19 protein-coding genes are annotated in these 16,467 nt (G+C 65.9%); 9 read left to right on the top strand and 10 right to left on the bottom strand.

Annotation, left to right across the window (positions count from 1 at the left end):
• Positions 1–23: 23 nt before the first annotated feature.
• The 6 genes from ACZ4UU_RS19085 to ACZ4UU_RS19060 form a co-directional block, all read right to left on the bottom strand.
• Positions 24–563, bottom strand: coding sequence for an alkyl hydroperoxide reductase (locus tag ACZ4UU_RS19085; RefSeq protein WP_468041179.1), 540 nt, complete (start codon positions 561–563; stop codon positions 24–26).
• A gap of 5 nt (positions 564–568) precedes the next feature.
• Positions 569–1,138 (bottom strand): peroxiredoxin, encoded by a 570-nt coding sequence (locus ACZ4UU_RS19080; protein ID WP_468041177.1) that lies wholly within the window; start codon positions 1,136–1,138, stop codon positions 569–571.
• Positions 1,139–1,336: 198 nt separating this feature from the next.
• Positions 1,337–2,164 carry a phosphotransferase gene (locus ACZ4UU_RS19075; RefSeq protein ID WP_468041175.1) on the bottom strand — a complete coding sequence of 276 codons (828 nt, stop codon included), beginning with the start codon at positions 2,162–2,164 and terminating at the stop codon, positions 1,337–1,339.
• Positions 2,165–2,252: 88 nt separating this feature from the next.
• Positions 2,253–2,714, bottom strand: coding sequence for a glycine-rich domain-containing protein (locus ACZ4UU_RS19070; protein WP_468041174.1), 462 nt, complete (start codon positions 2,712–2,714; stop codon positions 2,253–2,255).
• A 674-nt stretch (positions 2,715–3,388) separates the two neighbouring features.
• Positions 3,389–3,604, bottom strand: a complete 216-nt coding sequence (locus ACZ4UU_RS19065; RefSeq protein ID WP_468041173.1) for a hypothetical protein — start codon at positions 3,602–3,604, stop codon at positions 3,389–3,391.
• 281 nt (positions 3,605–3,885) lie between these two features.
• The gene (locus tag ACZ4UU_RS19060) at positions 3,886–5,115 is read right to left on the bottom strand and encodes a helix-turn-helix domain-containing protein (protein ID WP_468041171.1); all 1,230 of its coding nucleotides are present in this window, start codon (positions 5,113–5,115) and stop codon (positions 3,886–3,888) included.
• Between the two features lie 237 nt (positions 5,116–5,352).
• Here ACZ4UU_RS19060 and ACZ4UU_RS19055 point away from each other — a divergent pair, with 237 nt between their 5' ends.
• Positions 5,353–5,769, top strand: a complete 417-nt coding sequence (locus tag ACZ4UU_RS19055; RefSeq protein WP_468041169.1) for an SH3 domain-containing protein — start codon at positions 5,353–5,355, stop codon at positions 5,767–5,769.
• 112 nt (positions 5,770–5,881) lie between these two features.
• Here ACZ4UU_RS19055 and ACZ4UU_RS19050 read toward each other — a convergent pair whose 3' ends face one another.
• Positions 5,882–6,511: a TetR family transcriptional regulator gene (locus tag ACZ4UU_RS19050; protein ID WP_468041168.1), complete on the bottom strand. Its 630-nt coding sequence runs from the start codon at positions 6,509–6,511 to the stop codon at positions 5,882–5,884.
• A gap of 843 nt (positions 6,512–7,354) precedes the next feature.
• Between ACZ4UU_RS19050 and ACZ4UU_RS19045 the strand changes: the two genes are divergently transcribed.
• Positions 7,355–7,693 (top strand): hypothetical protein, encoded by a 339-nt coding sequence (locus ACZ4UU_RS19045; RefSeq protein ID WP_468041166.1) that lies wholly within the window; start codon positions 7,355–7,357, stop codon positions 7,691–7,693.
• Between the two features lie 482 nt (positions 7,694–8,175).
• Here ACZ4UU_RS19045 and ACZ4UU_RS19040 read toward each other — a convergent pair whose 3' ends face one another.
• The 3 genes from ACZ4UU_RS19040 to ACZ4UU_RS19030 form a co-directional block, all read right to left on the bottom strand.
• On the bottom strand, positions 8,176–8,586 hold the full coding sequence (locus tag ACZ4UU_RS19040) for a hypothetical protein (RefSeq protein ID WP_468041165.1): 411 nt from the start codon (positions 8,584–8,586) through the stop codon (positions 8,176–8,178).
• A gap of 72 nt (positions 8,587–8,658) precedes the next feature.
• The gene (locus ACZ4UU_RS19035; protein WP_468041164.1) at positions 8,659–9,525 is read right to left on the bottom strand and encodes a hypothetical protein; all 867 of its coding nucleotides are present in this window, start codon (positions 9,523–9,525) and stop codon (positions 8,659–8,661) included.
• Positions 9,526–10,367: 842 nt separating this feature from the next.
• Positions 10,368–11,171: a GntR family transcriptional regulator gene (locus tag ACZ4UU_RS19030; protein ID WP_468041163.1), complete on the bottom strand. Its 804-nt coding sequence runs from the start codon at positions 11,169–11,171 to the stop codon at positions 10,368–10,370.
• A gap of 227 nt (positions 11,172–11,398) precedes the next feature.
• Here ACZ4UU_RS19030 and ACZ4UU_RS19025 point away from each other — a divergent pair, with 227 nt between their 5' ends.
• The 7 genes from ACZ4UU_RS19025 to ACZ4UU_RS18995 all read left to right on the top strand — a co-directional run bounded on the left by ACZ4UU_RS19025 (position 11,399) and on the right by ACZ4UU_RS18995 (position 16,192).
• Positions 11,399–11,779, top strand: a complete 381-nt coding sequence (locus tag ACZ4UU_RS19025) for a hypothetical protein (RefSeq protein WP_468041162.1) — start codon at positions 11,399–11,401, stop codon at positions 11,777–11,779.
• A complete protein-coding gene (locus ACZ4UU_RS19020; protein WP_468041160.1) occupies positions 11,779–12,243 on the top strand; it encodes a hypothetical protein in 465 nt (154 codons plus the stop codon). Before ACZ4UU_RS19025 ends, ACZ4UU_RS19020 begins: the two co-directional genes overlap by 1 nt.
• Positions 12,240–13,580, top strand: coding sequence for an FtsK/SpoIIIE domain-containing protein (locus ACZ4UU_RS19015; protein ID WP_468041159.1), 1,341 nt, complete (start codon positions 12,240–12,242; stop codon positions 13,578–13,580). Before ACZ4UU_RS19020 ends, ACZ4UU_RS19015 begins: the two co-directional genes overlap by 4 nt.
• Positions 13,577–13,768 (top strand): hypothetical protein, encoded by a 192-nt coding sequence (locus ACZ4UU_RS19010; protein ID WP_301997205.1) that lies wholly within the window; start codon positions 13,577–13,579, stop codon positions 13,766–13,768. Before ACZ4UU_RS19015 ends, ACZ4UU_RS19010 begins: the two co-directional genes overlap by 4 nt.
• 63 nt (positions 13,769–13,831) lie before the next feature.
• Complete coding sequence (locus ACZ4UU_RS19005; RefSeq protein WP_468041157.1) at positions 13,832–14,173, top strand: SH3 domain-containing protein; 342 nt, start codon at positions 13,832–13,834, stop codon at positions 14,171–14,173.
• Between the two features lie 106 nt (positions 14,174–14,279).
• On the top strand, positions 14,280–14,618 hold the full coding sequence (locus ACZ4UU_RS19000; protein WP_468041156.1) for an SH3 domain-containing protein: 339 nt from the start codon (positions 14,280–14,282) through the stop codon (positions 14,616–14,618).
• 125 nt (positions 14,619–14,743) lie between these two features.
• Complete coding sequence (locus tag ACZ4UU_RS18995; RefSeq protein WP_468041154.1) at positions 14,744–16,192, top strand: replication initiator; 1,449 nt, start codon at positions 14,744–14,746, stop codon at positions 16,190–16,192.
• The last annotated feature ends 275 nt before the right edge of the window (positions 16,193–16,467 follow it).

Genomic DNA, 16,467 nt, shown 5'->3' with positions numbered 1-16,467 from the left:
GGGGTCCGCGGAAGCAACGGCGCCTACTCGACGTCGGCCAGCACAGCCTCGGCTTCCAGGGTGGAGCCCACGGCCTGGACGACCGAGGCGATCTTGAACGCCTCCTGGACGACCTCGCGGTCGACGCCCGCCTTGCGCAGCACCTGCTCGTGCGAGTCGAGGCACATGCCGCAGCCGTTGATGGCGGACACGGCGAACGACCAGAGCTCGAAGTCGACCTTGTCGACACCGGGGTTGCCGATGACGTTCATACGGAGCCCCGCGCGGAGATTGCCGTACTCGTGGTCGGACAGCAGATGCCGGGTCCGGTAGAAGACGTTGTTCATCGCCATCACGGCGGCCGCGGACTTCGCCGCGTTGTACGCCTCCGGCGTGAGGTTAGCCTTCGCCTCCGGTGCCAGCTCGCGCAGCACGATCGGGGAGCGCGCGGCGATGGCGGTCGCCAGCACGGTGCCCCACAGCTGCTGGGCCGGGAGGTCGGAATTGCCGATGACCGAGCCGAGGTTGAGCTTCAGGTCCTTGGCGTAGTCCGGTATGCGGGACTTGAGGGAGTCGAGGGACATGTCACTCACTCTCCGGCAAGCAGCTTGACCGGGTCCAGGGTGTCCTCGCCCTTGGTCCAGTTGCACGGGCACAGCTCGTCCGTCTGGAGGGCGTCCAGGACCCGCAGGACCTCCTTGGGGTTACGGCCGACGGAGCCGGCGGTCACCATGGAGAACTGGATCTCGTTGTTCTGGTCGACGATGAAGACGGCGCGCTTGGCGAAGCCGTCCTCGCCCTCGATGCCGAGGTCGCGCATCAGCTCGTGCTTGGAGTCGGCCATCATCGGGAACGGCAGGTCGCGCAGGTCCTCGTGGTCCTTGCGCCAGGCGTGGTGGACGAACTCCGAGTCACCGGAGAAGCCGAGGACCTGGGCGTCGCGGTCGGCGAACTCCTCGTTCAGCTTGCCGAAGGCCGCGATCTCGGTCGGGCAGACGAAGGTGAAGTCCTTCGGCCAGGCGAAGACCACCAACCAACCCTTCTTTTCCCGGTTGAGCTTAAGCCATTCGGCGTCGATGCGCTCGAACTCCTTGCCCTTCTCCAGGGAGACGCACGCCATGAGGTCGAAGTCAGGGAACTGGTCGCCGACAGTGAGCACGTAGAGGCCCTTCAGGTGTTGCTTGGGTTGGACAGGTGTAACCCTGGCAGACGCTGCTGTCGCAGGTGAAATCGATCAATGTGGTCAAAGTGATCAGTAATGCCGATCAGTGCGGCATGCCGGGTGGACGCCTGACCGCTCACCGCGAGACACCTTCATTGAGGTGCCCCACCGTGGTCTGCCGATTGTCGGAGGGGCCTACGAATCGGCGTGTGCGCCCGTCGGCTGACCCTTCTCACGGTGCGTGGCCCACATCTGAGCGGCGGCCGTGAGTGCTGCTCTGTGAGGCATGGGACGTGTTCGTTCCCAGTCCGCCCATGCTGTGTAGACCGTGCGCGCGAACAACGTGAGGGCGGCGGCTTCGGCAGCCCGGTACGCGGGGATCTCCTGGGCGAACGCCTCGGCCTGCTCCGGCGTGTGCCCAGCGGCGATAAGCCGAGGGATTGCCAGCGCGGCGTCTGCCCATGCAGGGGCAGGGCAGGCAAGAGCCCAGTCCAGTAGCAGCAGTTCGCCAGTGTCCCCTACCAGCATGTTGTGCGGGGACATGTCGGTGTGGGCGAGTGCACGGCCTTGCAGTTTGCTCGGCACGTCCTTCGGTAGGAACTCGGCCCACCGGGTGTGAAGCGGCTTCTTAGGCAGAACCTCGGGCCATGGCCTTTGCGAGACAGCGGTGAGCGTGAGTACGAAGGCGGCGAGATCGTCAGATCCTGGGCTCAGGTCCGGGTATCGGCCCTCGACGTATTCGTATCCGTAGAGCTGCCACCCGCCAGCATTGGCACCCCACAGAACGCGGGGCGCGTGGGGTGCGTATCGCGTGACTTCGGCCTCGTGGCGGTACACCCACGCCTGTACGTCATCCTCGCGGGTGCCTTTGACGAAGACTCGGCCGGTTCGAGTGTCGATGGTGCAGGCGAGTCGGGACATGACACCGTGCGGCGCTGTCTTGGCGTCGTCGACTGGGCCAGTGTGGCGCTCGACGGCGGCTCGGGCTTCTGCTGGTAGGTCGTGCCATCCGATGCGATCCACCCGCGATCTCCTGCGTTGGTCGAGCAATGGGGCCGGCCCCCGGCCTCGCCACAGCGTGGCACAGACCGGAGGCCGGTACGGATTTCCGTCAGGGACGGAACGGGCTGTTCGAGCAGTTGGCGTGGCACTGCGAGCACTCGGCGAGTTCGAGCTCAGGCCAGAACTCCATGTCGATCTCGTACCCGGCGAGCGTGATCGAGTCGACCGTCAGGGCTCGGAGGGCCTTGCCGCCCCCGTGCTCCTCCGGGTCGAGGTAGCCGGGCTGGTGGTCCAGGAATCGGCCGAAGTGCTGCTCACAGAATTCCCGGTACGCCTTGGTGTGGAGCAGGAAGGCGTGCCAGAAGTCGTCTACGAGAGGTGACGGGCTGAGCGGCTTCTCGCTGTAGTCGCACGCGGCGAGGAAGGCGAGCATCTGTCCGACACCCCGGTCGGCCTTTTCCTCGGTCAACTGCGGGAACTTTGCGCGCATGTTGTCGACCAGGGTTTCGCGCAGTTCCGTGCTGATCAGCGTCCGCGCGTCGGTCGGGGTGCCCTTCTGTGCTGTGGTCACGTTCCGTGCCTCCTTGTGTTGGGTGGTGCTTCGGACGTGGTGGTGCGCACCGTGGCGGGCCTTCTGCTGGCGGCCTCGGCCGCGGTGGAGTCCCCGCCCGTCCGGAGGGAGAGATGCGATGTCCGGGCGGGCGGGGAGTCTGTTCCCGCGTTATGCGGTGACCTGCGAGGCGGCGCATACGGCCGCAGGCTGGCACCCGCCCCCCACCGGGGAGGGGAAACGCCCGGTGGGAGGTGGGAACTGTGGGGGGCGGCGCACGGGTACGGGGGCCGCGACGAGGGAGTACCGCGCATCGCTGTCTGTGATGGTGAGGTGGTACGAGACGCGGGCGGCGAGCTTCTGTATGGCGTCCGCGTACTTCGCTGGGTCTCGGACCCATGTACGCAGGACGTCGGCGGCGTGTGTGTCACCCGTGAGGACGAGCGGGGCGGTGTGCAGCCACGGGGCGAACGGGTCCGGGTCGAGGCGCCGGGCAAGCCGTTCGGCCTGTGCTTGGAGCCATCGCGCGGCGAGGCGTGGTGAGCGGGCGTTGTGAGCGGCAAGGACAACCGTGCGGTTGCCGTCAAGAGGCGCTGCGAGAGTCTCGCACCGGTAGCCGACAGGGCGGGGCGCGGTCGGGGAATACGAGACTGCGCGTAACGGCCGGGGCTTGCGGCCGGAGGCGTGGCGTCCGCTCACAGCAGGCCCCCGAGTTCCTTGTCGCGCAGCGCGAGGATGCGCCCAACTTGGTAGTGATACAGCTCAAGTTGGGACGGATCGAGGATAAGCAGGGACTCGGCGGTGCCGCCGTCGTCGTAGTGCACGGTGATCGGCAGTCCGCCGTGCTGGGCGCGGGCGTCGTACGTCACGTCGCGTTTCAGGGGCGTCACGTGCGTGACTTCGGGCTGCACGGGTCCCAACGTTGTGCCGTCGTTGGGTGCCGACCACTTGTCGCCACCTCCGGGCGGGCACAGGTGGTACGTGTTCCTCCCCTCGCCGGGTAACGCGATGACGACACCGATTTCCCCCTGCCTCGACGTGTCCCGAGCTAGGTCACCGAGTCGGGGGTGGAAGGGCGCGGCGGTGCCTAACGCGCCGCCTTGGGAAGGCTGGTGGGGGGTTCCTCGTCGACTCATGCCCCTGAAGCTAAAAGCGCGTCAGTGGGCCAATATGAATCAGAGGAATACGACCCTCATCCGTCGAGGTGGAAGCGGTTCGACATGCGGCGCAGCTTCTCGCGGGTGGCCGTGCGCTCGTTGTAGACGATGCTGCGCAGCGTCGAGCGGGCGATGGGATGGTTACGAACCAGCTGCGGGGCAATGCGTTCGGCCGTCTCAAGTTCGGACAGCGCTTTGTCGCGGTTTCCGTCCCACAGCCAGGCGCGGGCGAGGTCCATGTGATGGTGACCCTGACGGGAGTTGGGCAGCGCGGCGACCAGGTCGGGGCTGGTGCGACGGTTGATGGAGAGGGCGCGCGTTTGATCGCCGGTCTCCAGCGCGACGCTGATCGCGTGAATCTGGACGTTGCCCGGTGAGAACGTCACCGAGTGCCGGTCGTAGATGGGCGGCCCCTGGTGCTCGTTCAGACGGTTGCCAGCGGCACGAGCGTAAGCGATTCGATCCTCGGCTTCCGATGGCCGGCCCGCTCGGGCAGCCGAGACGGCGGCGCGTAGTTGGAGTGATCCCCACATGCGTACGGCGAGTGCATCGCCGTGGTCGTAATCGTCCTGGATGGAGCCCAGGGCCTTGTCGGACAGGTACAGGGAATCGTCCCAATCCGCAGTCGTCCACATGTCCCACACGCGCATCCAGTCGGCAAGCGCAGGCATGATGGGATCGCCGGACAGACGGGCGGACCATGCTGCGCGCTCGGCTGCCATAGTGATCAGTTCAGCGTGTCCGAGGGCATGCGCGGCTGTGTGGGCGAACTTGCAGGCGACGGCGTATACGGCGTACGCCTCTTCGCGCTCATGCCCGTTGGCGACTTCGGCGAGGGCGCGGGCCTCGCGCAGTAGATCGGGCAGCACGCGCAGGATCGCCACGTTCGCCGCCGCGTCCCGTAGACGGTGCAGCCTCGTCATATCGCGCCACAGCTCGCCGGACGGCCGGGGGGTGCCGTCGAAAGTGGGCGTGAGGTCGTAGCGGCGCAGTTCCCGCAGGATGGACCCAGCGGCGACCTGCCACTGATTGTCGGCGGGGCTGCTCGTGTACGGGCGTCCGATCAGGTCGTTGGGGTGCACGTGCAGCTCGGCCGCAATGGCGTTGAGCAGGCCCACGCGGTCTATCTCGATCTGTCCGCGTTCCATCTTGGACACCCACCCCTGAGACTTCCCCAGGGCGACGGCGAGGTCTGCTTGTGGCATGCCAAGGCGCAGGCGCGCGCGGCGAATACGGCGACCGATCTCCTCGGCTTCTTCCAGCATGCGCGGGGCTCCATCCGTTTGGGCTCTCCTCAGACGGTACCCATGACCAGTGCCGGGTGTCGTGCACGAGCGTGGACCGGAAGCCTCTCCACACAGCGGCGGGGGCGGTTGTCGGACGGCCCAGACTCGGCTCCTCGATCGGCATGAAAGACGGCTCATGCGGATAAGTGGTTGACCTTTCCGAGGTCGGCATTCGATGCTGGTCACTCATCCGGATGAGTGGCTGGGTCCCGTGACGTGCGGAACCAGACCGCTCGCGCTGTTTTGAGCGAAGGGAAGTTGATCGTGGGGCGTAAGACTCTGCGGACGCTGGTCGTGTCGGGCGCGCTGGTCGCGGGCGTCGGCCTGGTGGGTGCTTCGGCGGCCTCCGCCGTGACGCCGTCGGAACCGTCGGTATCGACTCGCGGTGACATCGGCGTGAACTATGCGACGGTGCGTACGGCGACCGTGGATGGGCTCCGGGTTCGCCTGGGGCCCGGTACGGGCCCCTCGGGGATCCTCGGCCAGATATACGCAGGTGAGCCCGTGCAGGTCATCACCTCTGCCCGGGACGGTGGAGGGCAGTGGTGGGATCTGGTGATGTTGCAGACCGATTCGGCCGGCGGTCTGCCCGCTGGTTATGTCGGCTGGGTCACGGAAGAGTACCTGTACTGACTAGCTGCTCGGGAAAGGTGATTTAGGTAAAGGGCTCCCTTCGCGGTTTTACCCCGGAGGGAGCCGTTTGCTGTGCCGGTTGGCGTGTGGAGTAGTCGTGTGTGCGTGCTGCTCAGTCCGTGTCGCTGGGTGCTGAGGAATCCTCTCGATCCAGGAAGGCTGTGTAGAGTCGGCATCCGCGATCCGTGGAGAAGTCGATTTCTGGCAGGGTCGCTGGGTGCGCAATGGAGCCCAACAGGTTCATATACATCTGGGCCACTCGTTCTTCGATGTTCCCGAAATGGCCGTCGACTGCCTCACTGACGAGTACGATCCCGGACCAGGCTCCCGCAATCTGATAGGCCTGGTCCGAAGGTGACACCCCCGCTCGGACTTCACCCCGCTGTTGGGCCTCGGTCAGCTGGGTGGTGTTGATTTCCACCCACTTGGGCCACGGGGTCCCGTAGGTGTCCCGCGCGCCCTTGTGGAGCGACAGGCGCAGGGCTGCCCGCAGGCTCGCTTCCTGGGTGATCCTGTACGCCAGGATCGCGCCGGTGTCGACCACTTCTTGGAGCTTAAGTTCCTGTTGCTCTACACCTTCCATGGTCAGCGTCGAATCCAGAATTGCTGCCGCCAAATCGCGTCTGCCTCCCGGGAAATGGAAGTAGAATCCTCCTTTCGTAGTGCCTGCGACTTCGATGATCTCGTTGACGGCCGCCCCTTCGTATCCCTTCTCTTCGAATACCATGCCTGCGGCGGACATGATTCCCTGCCTGGTCGATTTGGCGCGCTTGGACTGTCGTCGACGCGGCCTCTGAAGATCAGCCATTCAATCTCGCCTAAGGATTCACATTTTCGGGCCTGCATGTGACCGCTCCCGATTTCGACAACGGCTTTGAGGAGTCCGGGTGCCCCCTCGAAAACGGGTTGGGGACGCGGCAGGGGGAGCTGGAGGGCGGGCGGTGGCTAGGCAGAGGGTAGGCCGAGATGCGCGAAGGTGTCCCGGCTGAACGCTGAGCCCCTTCTGACGTGAAGTTCGGACACGACCGCCGCAGGGCGCGAAGGGGCCAGATTGACCGTCTGCTGTTCAACTGCGTTCACCAGTACCGGAATTGCTTCGAACTTCCTTTGCTTGACTCCGCGACCTGCTGAGTACTGGCTGTGATGTCTGACGGTTCCTCAGGTAAGGGTCGCTTGACGGCATTGACGATAGAGCCCCAAACTAGGCGCGTCTAAACAGACTGTACGGTCTCTTTCGATGGAAGGAGGAGCCGTGCGGGCAGGATGCTCCACATCTGTGAAGCGGCATGCCTCGGCGGTCGTTCGTGCAGCGTCACCTCGCACTGGCCTGCGGGTTGGGTTGTGCGGACGGCGTGAGCGTCTGATGGTGCAGTGCTCACACTGGGTCCCTCCTGGATCTGAGGGGTGTCGTAACACAGACTGTGTGGTCTCTTTGGGCTGGTGGGCGAGCCTTCTGCACGGAGAGTAGCCGTACGGAAACCGGACTGGGATGATTCGCGGCCCGGTCTTCTCGGGATAGACGTTTTCGACCTGGCTAGGACTGGCGGCCGTCGTGACTATGCGGCCGTGGCTGGAGAGTTACGCGGTGGAAAAGGACACGTCGCCGGACAGTGGGGGGTACGGCGATATCGAGGATGCCTCGTTCATTCCGGGCGTTGACCTCGTGTCGCCGTGGCGGGAGGCGAACGAGGTTGCCGAAGAGCTGAACGCGGCCCTCAAGGCGCTGGGTGTGGACGTGCGGTTACTGCGGGCGGTGGCGCATGTGGGGCCGCGTGGTGAGCCCGTGGTGTGGCTTCGCCCGGAGAGTGGGCGGCTGGTTGCTCGGCGGCTGCGTGGGGCTGCGGCCGTACCGGGGGCGCGGGTGGTCGAATTCCGGAGGGCGGCGGATGAGAGGGAAGGGGAGTTAGGGCATGGGGCGGCATGACGTTTGGCGGACGGCGGCGGGCTCGCATGTGTGGATCGAAACGGACCGGCGCGGAGAGTTCATCCGATGTGAAGGGTGTCCTCGTCCGATCCTGATCACGGGGTTCGGTCCGGCAAGGTTCGCGGCTCAGAAGCACGCTGACGCCTGCCAGAAGTAGGGGCTAGCCGCACCCTGGGGCGAGCCTTCGCTGGCGCATGGAGGCAGGTTGAGCCGGTACTCCTCGACGGGGGAAGCTGCTGATCACGTGCGTGGTGACCTCGCGCGCGCACGGACATGGACCACGACGAGACCCGCATTCGCGCGTGAGGTTGCCACGCTGGGCGGGGTCCAGGGGCGCGCTATAGCGTCCCTGGTACCACCGGCCGGAAGTAAGTTGACGACTTGAGGGGGAGCCGCGCGCCAGCCTGACTCGGTCCTCGCCTCTGCAAAGCAGAGCCCTCGACCGCCTGTGTGGTGGCCGAGGGCTCCGTGCCGGGTGCGAGTTACGGCCCGGCGCTGGGCGGTGCCGGGGGAGTCGCCGTGCTAGGGGTGTTGTCGGGGGGCGCCGACTGGTGGAAGCGCCCGGTGGTTGGGGAAGGCGTGACGTGCTGCTCTTCCACCGTGTCGTGGGTTCCCGACCACATGACGGCCAGGAGACCGACGGCGCACACACTTCCGGCGGCCAGTACGATCGGCGGGCGTTTCCGTGATCTGGCCAAGCGCAACCAGAGCCAGCCGGCGCACGCCCCGGCGAAGATGATGATCAATGGGGTGAGCCCACCGCGCTTGTACGTGCTCAGCAGCGCGGTACGACTCGCGATCACCGGCAAGAGCGCCGCATAGAGCACGCCCAGCACCACGACGACGGCAAGCGCCCCTTCCAGGAGGCGCAGCGCGGGGCGACTGGCGTTCATGCTGTCTCCTACCCTCCCAAGCCGGCCGTACAGAACCGGCAACCGACTCCCATCTGTGCCGACCAGTGCAGGCTACGGCCTGGGCCGTGTCAACTGCATGACTACCGTCTCGGTCACGTTGCCGTCAGCGTCCTTGGTGAACGTCCGCTCTCCCACGGGGTTCTGCGCCGCGGCTGCGAGCTCAGCCGCCGTCGGCTCGGGAGGATTCGGCGGCATGGTGAACAGTGTGCCGTCGCTGTTCCTCACCGGCTCGCCGTTCTCGTCGGCCACCGGCACGGACGCGGGGTCGTCGCTCGCGTCCGTGTTCTTCAGCCAGTCCGGGACCACCGGTTCGTCCTCGGCGGCAGCCGCCGTGGACTCTTCACTGAGGTCCGGGAGCCAGTGGTAGCCGGACCAGACGGTGGCGTTCCGCCCCACCCACTCACCGTTGTCCACCATGCTCGCGCTGTTCCGGATCCCGTAGTAGCCCGCACCACACATCGTCCCATCGCCAGGGTCGGTCTTATCCGGCTCGGGGGGCCTCCAAATGAACTCCAACGCGGAGGCCGGCTCGGTGTTGAAGTAATACTGCCCCGGATAGAGGCTGTCGCAGACGAGCCAGCTACCGTCACCGTTGACGTCCACGTACCACTTGTAGATGTACATCGCTTCAGCGAGCTCTCCGGTGTTGCGCTCCCAGTGAAGTATGCAGTCGAGCGGGTTGGGGTCGATATCAGCCCACGAGTACGCTGTGCCCTTGAAGTAGCCGTCGCCGTCTCCGTGCGACGTCTCCGCTCGGTTGATCAAGCACCGGGACGAGTCCGCGTTAGACCACACCTGCTCCAGGTAGTACACGTAGTGGGCGCTCGCCGACGTGGCCGTCGCCACAGTGATACCGAAGGCTGCCGGGAGGGCCAGCATGGCAATGCGTAACGATCTCTTGCGGCGGCCGGTAAACATTCGTCTCACAAAGGCTCCTTGGCCGTTCCGTTGAGGTGCTGTGACCGCAGAGACGCTATGTGAGCTAGGGGTTCTGGGCTAGCGCAATGGCGTACCGGAAGGGCTCATTACAGGCGTCCACCAACCGAGATGTCACATCTTCAAACACCACATCCTGCAACTTCTCTCACGCCACCTCTCCGACATCCCCACGCATGAGAAACGAAGTTGGCCTGAACCTGACAGTCAAGGGGAGGCGGCCACCCTCGTCACCTTTGCTGTATCGGTGGAGCCAGAACAAGGCTGTACATCGACGGTCCCCGAGGCGTTGGCGCGGCGGGGCTCGAACACTTGCGTACAGGCAGGTTTACGGCCGGACGTTGGGGCGGTATCCCTCGACGCGGAGAGCGGCTGGTCACGTGCGTAGTGGCCTCACGCGCGCACGGGTCTGAGCCACGGCGAAACCTGCATTCGCGTGTGACGTTGCCACGCTGGGCGGGATCCAGGCGCTATAGCGTCGTCCCTGGTACCACCGGCCGGAACTGGGTTCGTCGCGACGCCGTGTGCCAAGGTGGGCGGCGTTGGCGTTCTTCGTTCACCACCTTGAGGCCGTGCGGGGTTGGCGCCAGTACTGTGCGACTGCGGGCTTCGCCCTCGTGCGGCTCGCCTCCCCGGTGGCCGAGAGGGCAGACGACGAAGCCCCCGCGACGATTCGGCGGGGGCTTGTCTGCTTGGTCGGGGGCTGCTGGTGGTGTCGGGCGGCTGGTCGTCCGGACGGGACCGGCCGAAGGCCGCATGCCCGGCCGAGGCGGCCAGGGCCGCCCGGCGCGCCGAAGGCGCGCCCTTGAGCAAGTAAAGAGAAGTTACGCCGATCGGGATGGGCGGCGGGTGGCCCGTTTGGCGGCGGCCTTGGTCGGCGTAACGGGGAATGTGAGTTGACAGGTCGCGGCGGGTGCCTTGAGTTCCTCGCACAGCAGCGGGCGGTCCTTGTCGGCGTCGGCGGTCACGCGATAGGTGATCAGAAGGGGGCTGGCGTCGCTGAGTCCGAGGCCCGTGCGCTCGTCCGGGTAAGGGGTGCGTGCGGTGACGTGCTCAGTGAACGACAGGCTGAGCCCCGCCTCGGCAAGCTGCCGGTACAGCTCGGCTACCTCGGCGTCGGGCTGCTCGGCGAGGGTGGGTACCTCGGCGGCGGTGGCCAGCGGGATCAGGACGCGGTGGGCCATGCGGGCGCCGGTTGCGGGGTCGTACAGCGTGCGGTCGACGCTGATCGCGTCCTGGTCGCGTTGGTCCAGCAGGTCTGCCGGCGGACCGTCCAGCGCGCACCTGCTGACGGCGGGCGCCTCGGTCGTCTTCGTCTCCGGCAGGCTCCAACCGCCCTTCGTCGTGCGGTGGATGGAGCGTTCAATGCGGGTGGCGGGAAGGGCCCCGCCCACGGCTAGGACGATGCTGCCTTTGCCCTGCTGCGACTCGACCAGTCCCATGCGGCGCAGCTCGGCGACGGCGGTGCGCGCGGTGTGCTTGCCGACGCCGTACATCTCGACCATCTGGCTCTCGGACGGCAGGAGGTCTCCGGGCTGGTAGCGGCCCTTGCGGATGTCGTCGGCCATGCGCTGAGCAACCTGCATGTACATGGAGGGGGCGCGTTCGATGTGCTCTCGTTCTGCCATGGCTGCTGTCCTTCTGAGTCGTCGTGCCGCGTTGCTTGTCAGTGGTGCGTGGTATAGGCGGGCGCAGTGCACTCATGAGGATAAGTGGTTGGCTACCTGGGGCATAGATCGGAACCACCCATCCGGATAAGTTGTTGACCTGAATCCGCTGCCGTGGTCATGATGGTCGCCCAACTCATCCGGATGAGTGTCTGGGTGGGTGTTGGTCTGAGATGAGGTGAACCCCGTTGGAAAACAAGCCGATCGACGTGTCCCGGCTGGGCACGATCCGGTGTGAGATCGCGCCGGAGCCGCGTACGACGCAGGAAGGTGATCAGCGCAGGGACCGTGAGGGCAACCCGTTGTGGGTCACGGGTCTGGCCGTGCGACAGCCGGAAGGGCGCCGGGTCGACACGATCGACGTGACGACCGTCGGGCAGCCGCAGGGCCTTACGGAGGGCGCTGAGGTCAGGGTCACGAACCTGTGGGGGCGTGACTGGTCGCTGGAGGGCCGGAGCGGTACGACCTACCGGGCCGATGCGATCACGCCCGCTCCGGGGCCTGGTGGCGGCTCCGCTGCGGCGGCTGCGGCTGGTCCGCGCGGGAAGTCGTCGGGTGGTGATTCCTGATGGCTCGCTACTTCTGGAACATCAGCGGCCCCGAGGGTGACGGTCTGGCCTGCGTGGTATGCGGCACGAGCTTCCTCGACGCGCGGGTCACGTCCGTTGCGGTGGGCCGCAACCCTGCGGACGAGTCAGAGGTGTTCGCCTGCAAGGAACCGTGCGTGGTCTCGCTCGCCGAGGATGCCGAACGGATGGCCCGGGAAATGCGGGCGGCGGCTGGTCTGGATGACGCGGACGTGCCCGAGGCGGATGACGATCCGGTGTTCTGCGTTGACGGTCACTTCGGCTCGCTCCTGCGGGACTTGCGGGCGCTTTCCGGTACCGAGGCGCTGCTGAGTACGAGCGACGACAACACCACGCTTCGCTTCCTGCTCTCCCTGACGGCGCGTCATGCACAGGCGGCCATGATGCGCGCGCGGCTCGTGCTGGCGCGCACCAAAGCGGAGGACGGCAAGGGCGGGGACGCATGATGCCTACATCGCTGGTGGTCTGGATCCTGACCGCGCTGATCCTCATGGGCGTGCTCACCCAGAAGTGGTGGGAGCCGCGTCTGGAAGCGCGGGGCGTGCCGGTGCGGCGGTGGCCGTGGCGCTGGTGGCTGGTCGGCTACCCGGGAACCGCACTGCGGATCGTTGCGACCTGGCGGCGGCTGGCCTACCTCAACCATCTCTCGGTGAGCACCGCGCCGGACCGTCGCGTGATCGGCCGTGACCTCGTGGTGCAGGGCCAGGCCCTCAAGCCGAAACCTCCCCGACTGACCTGGCCGATGCCCACGGCAACCGGGCTGACGCTGCGGGTGCTGCTGCATCCCGGGCAGACTCCGGCACCGTTCTACGCGGCGGCCCGTGCCATGGAACACACCTGGCGTGTGCACAGCGTGCGGGTCACCTCGCCTCGTCGCGGTCAGGTGGTCATCGAGGTCACGGCCCGGGATCCGCTCACCGAGGATGCCCCGGCCGCCCGTGCGTCGGCCCATGTGCTCCTGGCCGCTGACGTGGGCGTTTTCGAGGATGGCGGCCCGTGGCTGATCGACCTGCGGCGCACTCCTCACTGGCTCGTCACGGGGGCCACGCAGTCGGGCAAGTCGTCCCTCCTAGTGGCCCTGGTGCTCGCCCTGGCGCCTCAGCGGGTCGCCCTGGTCGGCATCGACTGCAAAGGCGGCATGGAGCTTGGGCTGTTCGGCGGACGCCTCTCCGCCCTGGCGGTCGACCGGACACAGGCGCTCGGCGTGCTCTCCGGCGTGGTCGACGAGATCCAGGCACGCATGAAGTGGTGCCGCTCCTGGGACAAACGATCGGTCTGGGAACTGCCCGAGGAACAACGGCCCGTGCCCCTGGTCGTGATCGTCGACGAACTGGCAGAGCTGTACCTGACCGACGGCTCCCGCGAATCGAAGGATGAGGCGGAGCAGTGCGGAACCCTGCTGCTGCGCATCGCCCAGCTCGGCGCGGCGCTCGGCGTCCACCTGGTCATCGCCGGACAGCGGGTCGGCTCCGACCTCGGCCCCCGCGTGACCGCGCTGCGCGCCCAGCTCGGCGGACGCATCGCCCACCGCGCACACGATGCGGCGTCGGCAGAGATGACCTTGGGCGACATCAACCCGGACGCCGTGATCACCGCGCAGAACATCACTGAGGACGAACAGGGCGTGGCGGTGGTCGCCATGGGCGGCCGGTGGATGCGCGCCCGTTCCCGCCTGGTCAGCACGTCCGATGCGGTCGAGATCGGCCGGAGCGATCCGCCCGAGGATCCGTTCCTGACCCAACCAGACCCCGTCACCTTCCAGAAAGGAGGAATCGCGGCATGACACAGACCCATATCTGGGTCATCGACTCATTCCTGTTCCTGTACGTCGTCCTGACTTCACGGTCACGAGAAATCAGGGCCTACCAGGCAACGCTGATCGCACTGTTCGGATTCCTCCTCGCCGGGACGCCGTTTTCCTATCCCGTGTGGGCAATCGTCCAGGCTATCGGAAGCCTCTTTTTCGGCTGACGCCGGAAAAGGAAAACTAGAGGTGGCAAGAGGTCGCCTCGAATTCTCAGAGGAGAAAGCGAAATGAAGATGCGTCGGAACCTCGTCCGTGTTTCCGCTGCTGCCACGACCACGGCAGTGATCCTCGGCGGCGCCGTGCTCGCCGCCCCGACTGCTTCGGCTGCATCGCTGCCCAAGTCATGTACCTGGGAGTGGGCCTGGCCGCAGAAGATGGAAATCACCAGCGATGTAAACCTGCGCAGCGGCGCCGGAAAGAAATACACATCTCTCGGAATCCTGTATAAGGGTGCTCGATTCACCGAGTACTGCGACAAGAATCATGCCTGGAGTTACGGCAAGGTCACGAGTGGGCCGAACAACGGAAAATGGGGCTGGGTCAAGTCCGATTACGTTGGCTGGAACTAGCAGAGGCGGCACGTACTCTCATTCGCCTCCTTTTCGGTAGACGCCAGAAAAGGAAACTGTGAGGTGGCGAAATGCCGCCTCGGAACTTTCTCAGAGGAGAAACTAAATGAAGCTCCGACAGACCGTCGTCCGTTCTCTCGCGGCAACCGCGCTCGGCCTGAGCGTCATGGGGGCCGGTGTCGCCACCGCCCTGACCGCATCAGCTGCCTCTCTGCCCAAGGGCTGTGTTCCGGCTTACGCGGTCCCGAATAAGGCGACCAAGGCCGTAAACCTCCGTTCCGGCCCGGGAACGAAGTACACGTCACTCGGAATACTTTCCAAGGGAACCCGATACACCCCGTCCTGTATGACGAAGGACGCCAAGTGGCTTTACGGAAAGGTCGACACCGGCCCCAACAAGGGCAGGAAGGGATGGGTCTACAGGACCTATATGACGGGGGCTTGACAGTTCGTGCCGACAGACTCCCTTTCTGGCTGATCAAAGCCAAGTCGAATTCCTAGCTGAGGCAAGCCAAAACAGGAGCTGACCCAATGACCGCCGCGCCCATCCCTCGCGAAAGGGGGCCACCCGTGCATGCTATATCGGATGAGGCGCGGCGCTCAGTACTCAATGAGGCTGAGCGTCTGCGCCTTCTTTCATCTACCGAACGTGACCTTATCCGGCTCGTCCATGAGCCCGGCTTCTCGCGCTGGCTCGAACAGATCAAATCCATTGGCGGCTGCGCGCACCCGATCTACCTCGCCGGACACACCACCACCCGCGACGCGGTCACCGGTGAGGTGCTGCGGCACTACGACACGGCTGACGAACCCGGAAGCCGCATGCCGGTGCGCTGCCGCAACCGGCGAGAAACGCGCTGCGAACCCTGCTCCTATCTCCACGCGGGCGACACCTTCCACCTCGTCCGCTCCGGCCTCCTGGGCGGCAAGGGCGTCACAGACGACGTGCAGCGTCACCCCCGGCTCTTCGTCACCCTCACCGCCCCCTCGTTCGGCGCCGTGCACCGCGTGAGCGGACCTGACGGGGCCGTGTGCAGGCCTCGACGAGACGGCGGGACATGCGAACACGGGCGGCCCCTCGGCTGCGGCCACCAGCACACTGACACCGATTCCGCGGTGGGCCAGCCGCTCTGCCCGGACTGCTACGACTACACCGGACACGTCCTGTGGCACGCCTCCGCCGGCACTTTGTGGAACCGCTACTGCCACATGCTCAGGCGACATCTGGCGACCGCCGCAGGGATCACACAAACCCGTCTGCGCGAATACGTGACGGTGTCCTTCGCGAAAGTCGCCGAATACCAACAGCGGGGAGCCGTGCACTTCCATGCCGTGATCCGGCTCGACGGGCCTGACGGCCCTTCCTCGCCCCCGCCACTGTGGGCCACAACCGAACTCCTTGAGAGCGCCGTGCGGTCGGCTGCTGACCTGGTAGAGGTGCACACGCCCTACTCCCCGGCAACCGGCGAGCGGGCCGTCAAGTGGGGAAAACAGCTCGACGTCCACCCGATCCGCAGCGACGCATTCACCGAATCATCGACGGTGACCGACAATGCCGTTGCGGCTTACGTCGCAAAATACGTCTCCAAGAGCGTCGGCGACGCGGGCGGCATCGACTACCGCATACAAGACTTCGACAGCATCCGCCTTGCTCCGGTCAACGCCCACCTGCGCGCTCTGATGGCTGCTTGCTGGCGCCTGGGCGGCTTGGTGGAGCTGGAGGGGCTCAACCTGCGGGCCTGGGCTCACACGCTCGGCTATCGGGGCCACGTCCTCACCAAATCCCGCCAGTACTCCACCACTTACGGAGCCCTGCGTGCGGTCCGTGCGGACTACCAGGGCGGCGGCGTCCTCGCCCTGGAGAGCCGAGACACCGTCACCGAATCCGCCTGGCGCTATGTCGGCTCCGGGCACTCCCCGGCCGAAGCTGACATGGCAGTCGGCATAGCCGAAGACCTAGCCGCCCTGCGCGAAATCAGAAGAGACATGATCGCCGAGGGATGGCGATATGCCGCGTGAGGGCTGGGGGAGGAGGTCTTGACGAAGGAAGAATGGTTGGCGCGCGAACTCGCCAAGATGCCGGAGCGCGGTGAGGCTTGGCGTGCACGTGTGATGAAGATGTGGGGACTGAAACCGATCGCTAAATGAAGATAGCCCTCCCTGGGAAATGGGAGGGCTATCTTCATTTCAGGCTTCTAGGAGCTCGTAACACGATCTTGTGATGGGGTGCTGGCGGGCGTGTCCGGTGTGACCGTTCGGCCGTTCGTGGGTGTGTGAGCAACAAGCCGTGGATC

The sequence above is a fragment of the Streptomyces sp. NPDC028907 genome (assembly GCF_055564995.1).
The sequence above is the reverse complement of the archived record's forward strand: the minus strand, read 5'-3'. Positions and strand labels throughout refer to the sequence as shown.

What these genes read in the sequence shown, in the direction of transcription:
- ACZ4UU_RS19085 (WP_468041179.1), bottom strand. Translation starts at nt 563, where the DNA reads ATGTCCCTCGACTCCCTCAAGTCCCGCATACCGGACTACGCCAAGGAC.
- ACZ4UU_RS19060 (WP_468041171.1), bottom strand. Translation starts at nt 5,115, where the DNA reads ATGCTGGAAGAAGCCGAGGAGATCGGTCGCCGTATTCGCCGCGCGCGC.
- ACZ4UU_RS19050 (WP_468041168.1), bottom strand. Translation starts at nt 6,511, where the DNA reads ATGTCCGCCGCAGGCATGGTATTCGAAGAGAAGGGATACGAAGGGGCG.
- ACZ4UU_RS19040 (WP_468041165.1), bottom strand. Translation starts at nt 8,586, where the DNA reads ATGAACGCCAGTCGCCCCGCGCTGCGCCTCCTGGAAGGGGCGCTTGCC.
- ACZ4UU_RS19035 (WP_468041164.1), bottom strand. Translation starts at nt 9,525, where the DNA reads ATGTTTACCGGCCGCCGCAAGAGATCGTTACGCATTGCCATGCTGGCC.
- ACZ4UU_RS19030 (WP_468041163.1), bottom strand. Translation starts at nt 11,171, where the DNA reads ATGGCAGAACGAGAGCACATCGAACGCGCCCCCTCCATGTACATGCAG.
- ACZ4UU_RS19020 (WP_468041160.1), top strand. Translation starts at nt 11,779, where the DNA reads ATGGCTCGCTACTTCTGGAACATCAGCGGCCCCGAGGGTGACGGTCTG.
- ACZ4UU_RS19015 (WP_468041159.1), top strand. Translation starts at nt 12,240, where the DNA reads ATGATGCCTACATCGCTGGTGGTCTGGATCCTGACCGCGCTGATCCTC.
- ACZ4UU_RS19010 (WP_301997205.1), top strand. Translation starts at nt 13,577, where the DNA reads ATGACACAGACCCATATCTGGGTCATCGACTCATTCCTGTTCCTGTAC.
- ACZ4UU_RS19005 (WP_468041157.1), top strand. Translation starts at nt 13,832, where the DNA reads ATGAAGATGCGTCGGAACCTCGTCCGTGTTTCCGCTGCTGCCACGACC.
- ACZ4UU_RS19000 (WP_468041156.1), top strand. Translation starts at nt 14,280, where the DNA reads ATGAAGCTCCGACAGACCGTCGTCCGTTCTCTCGCGGCAACCGCGCTC.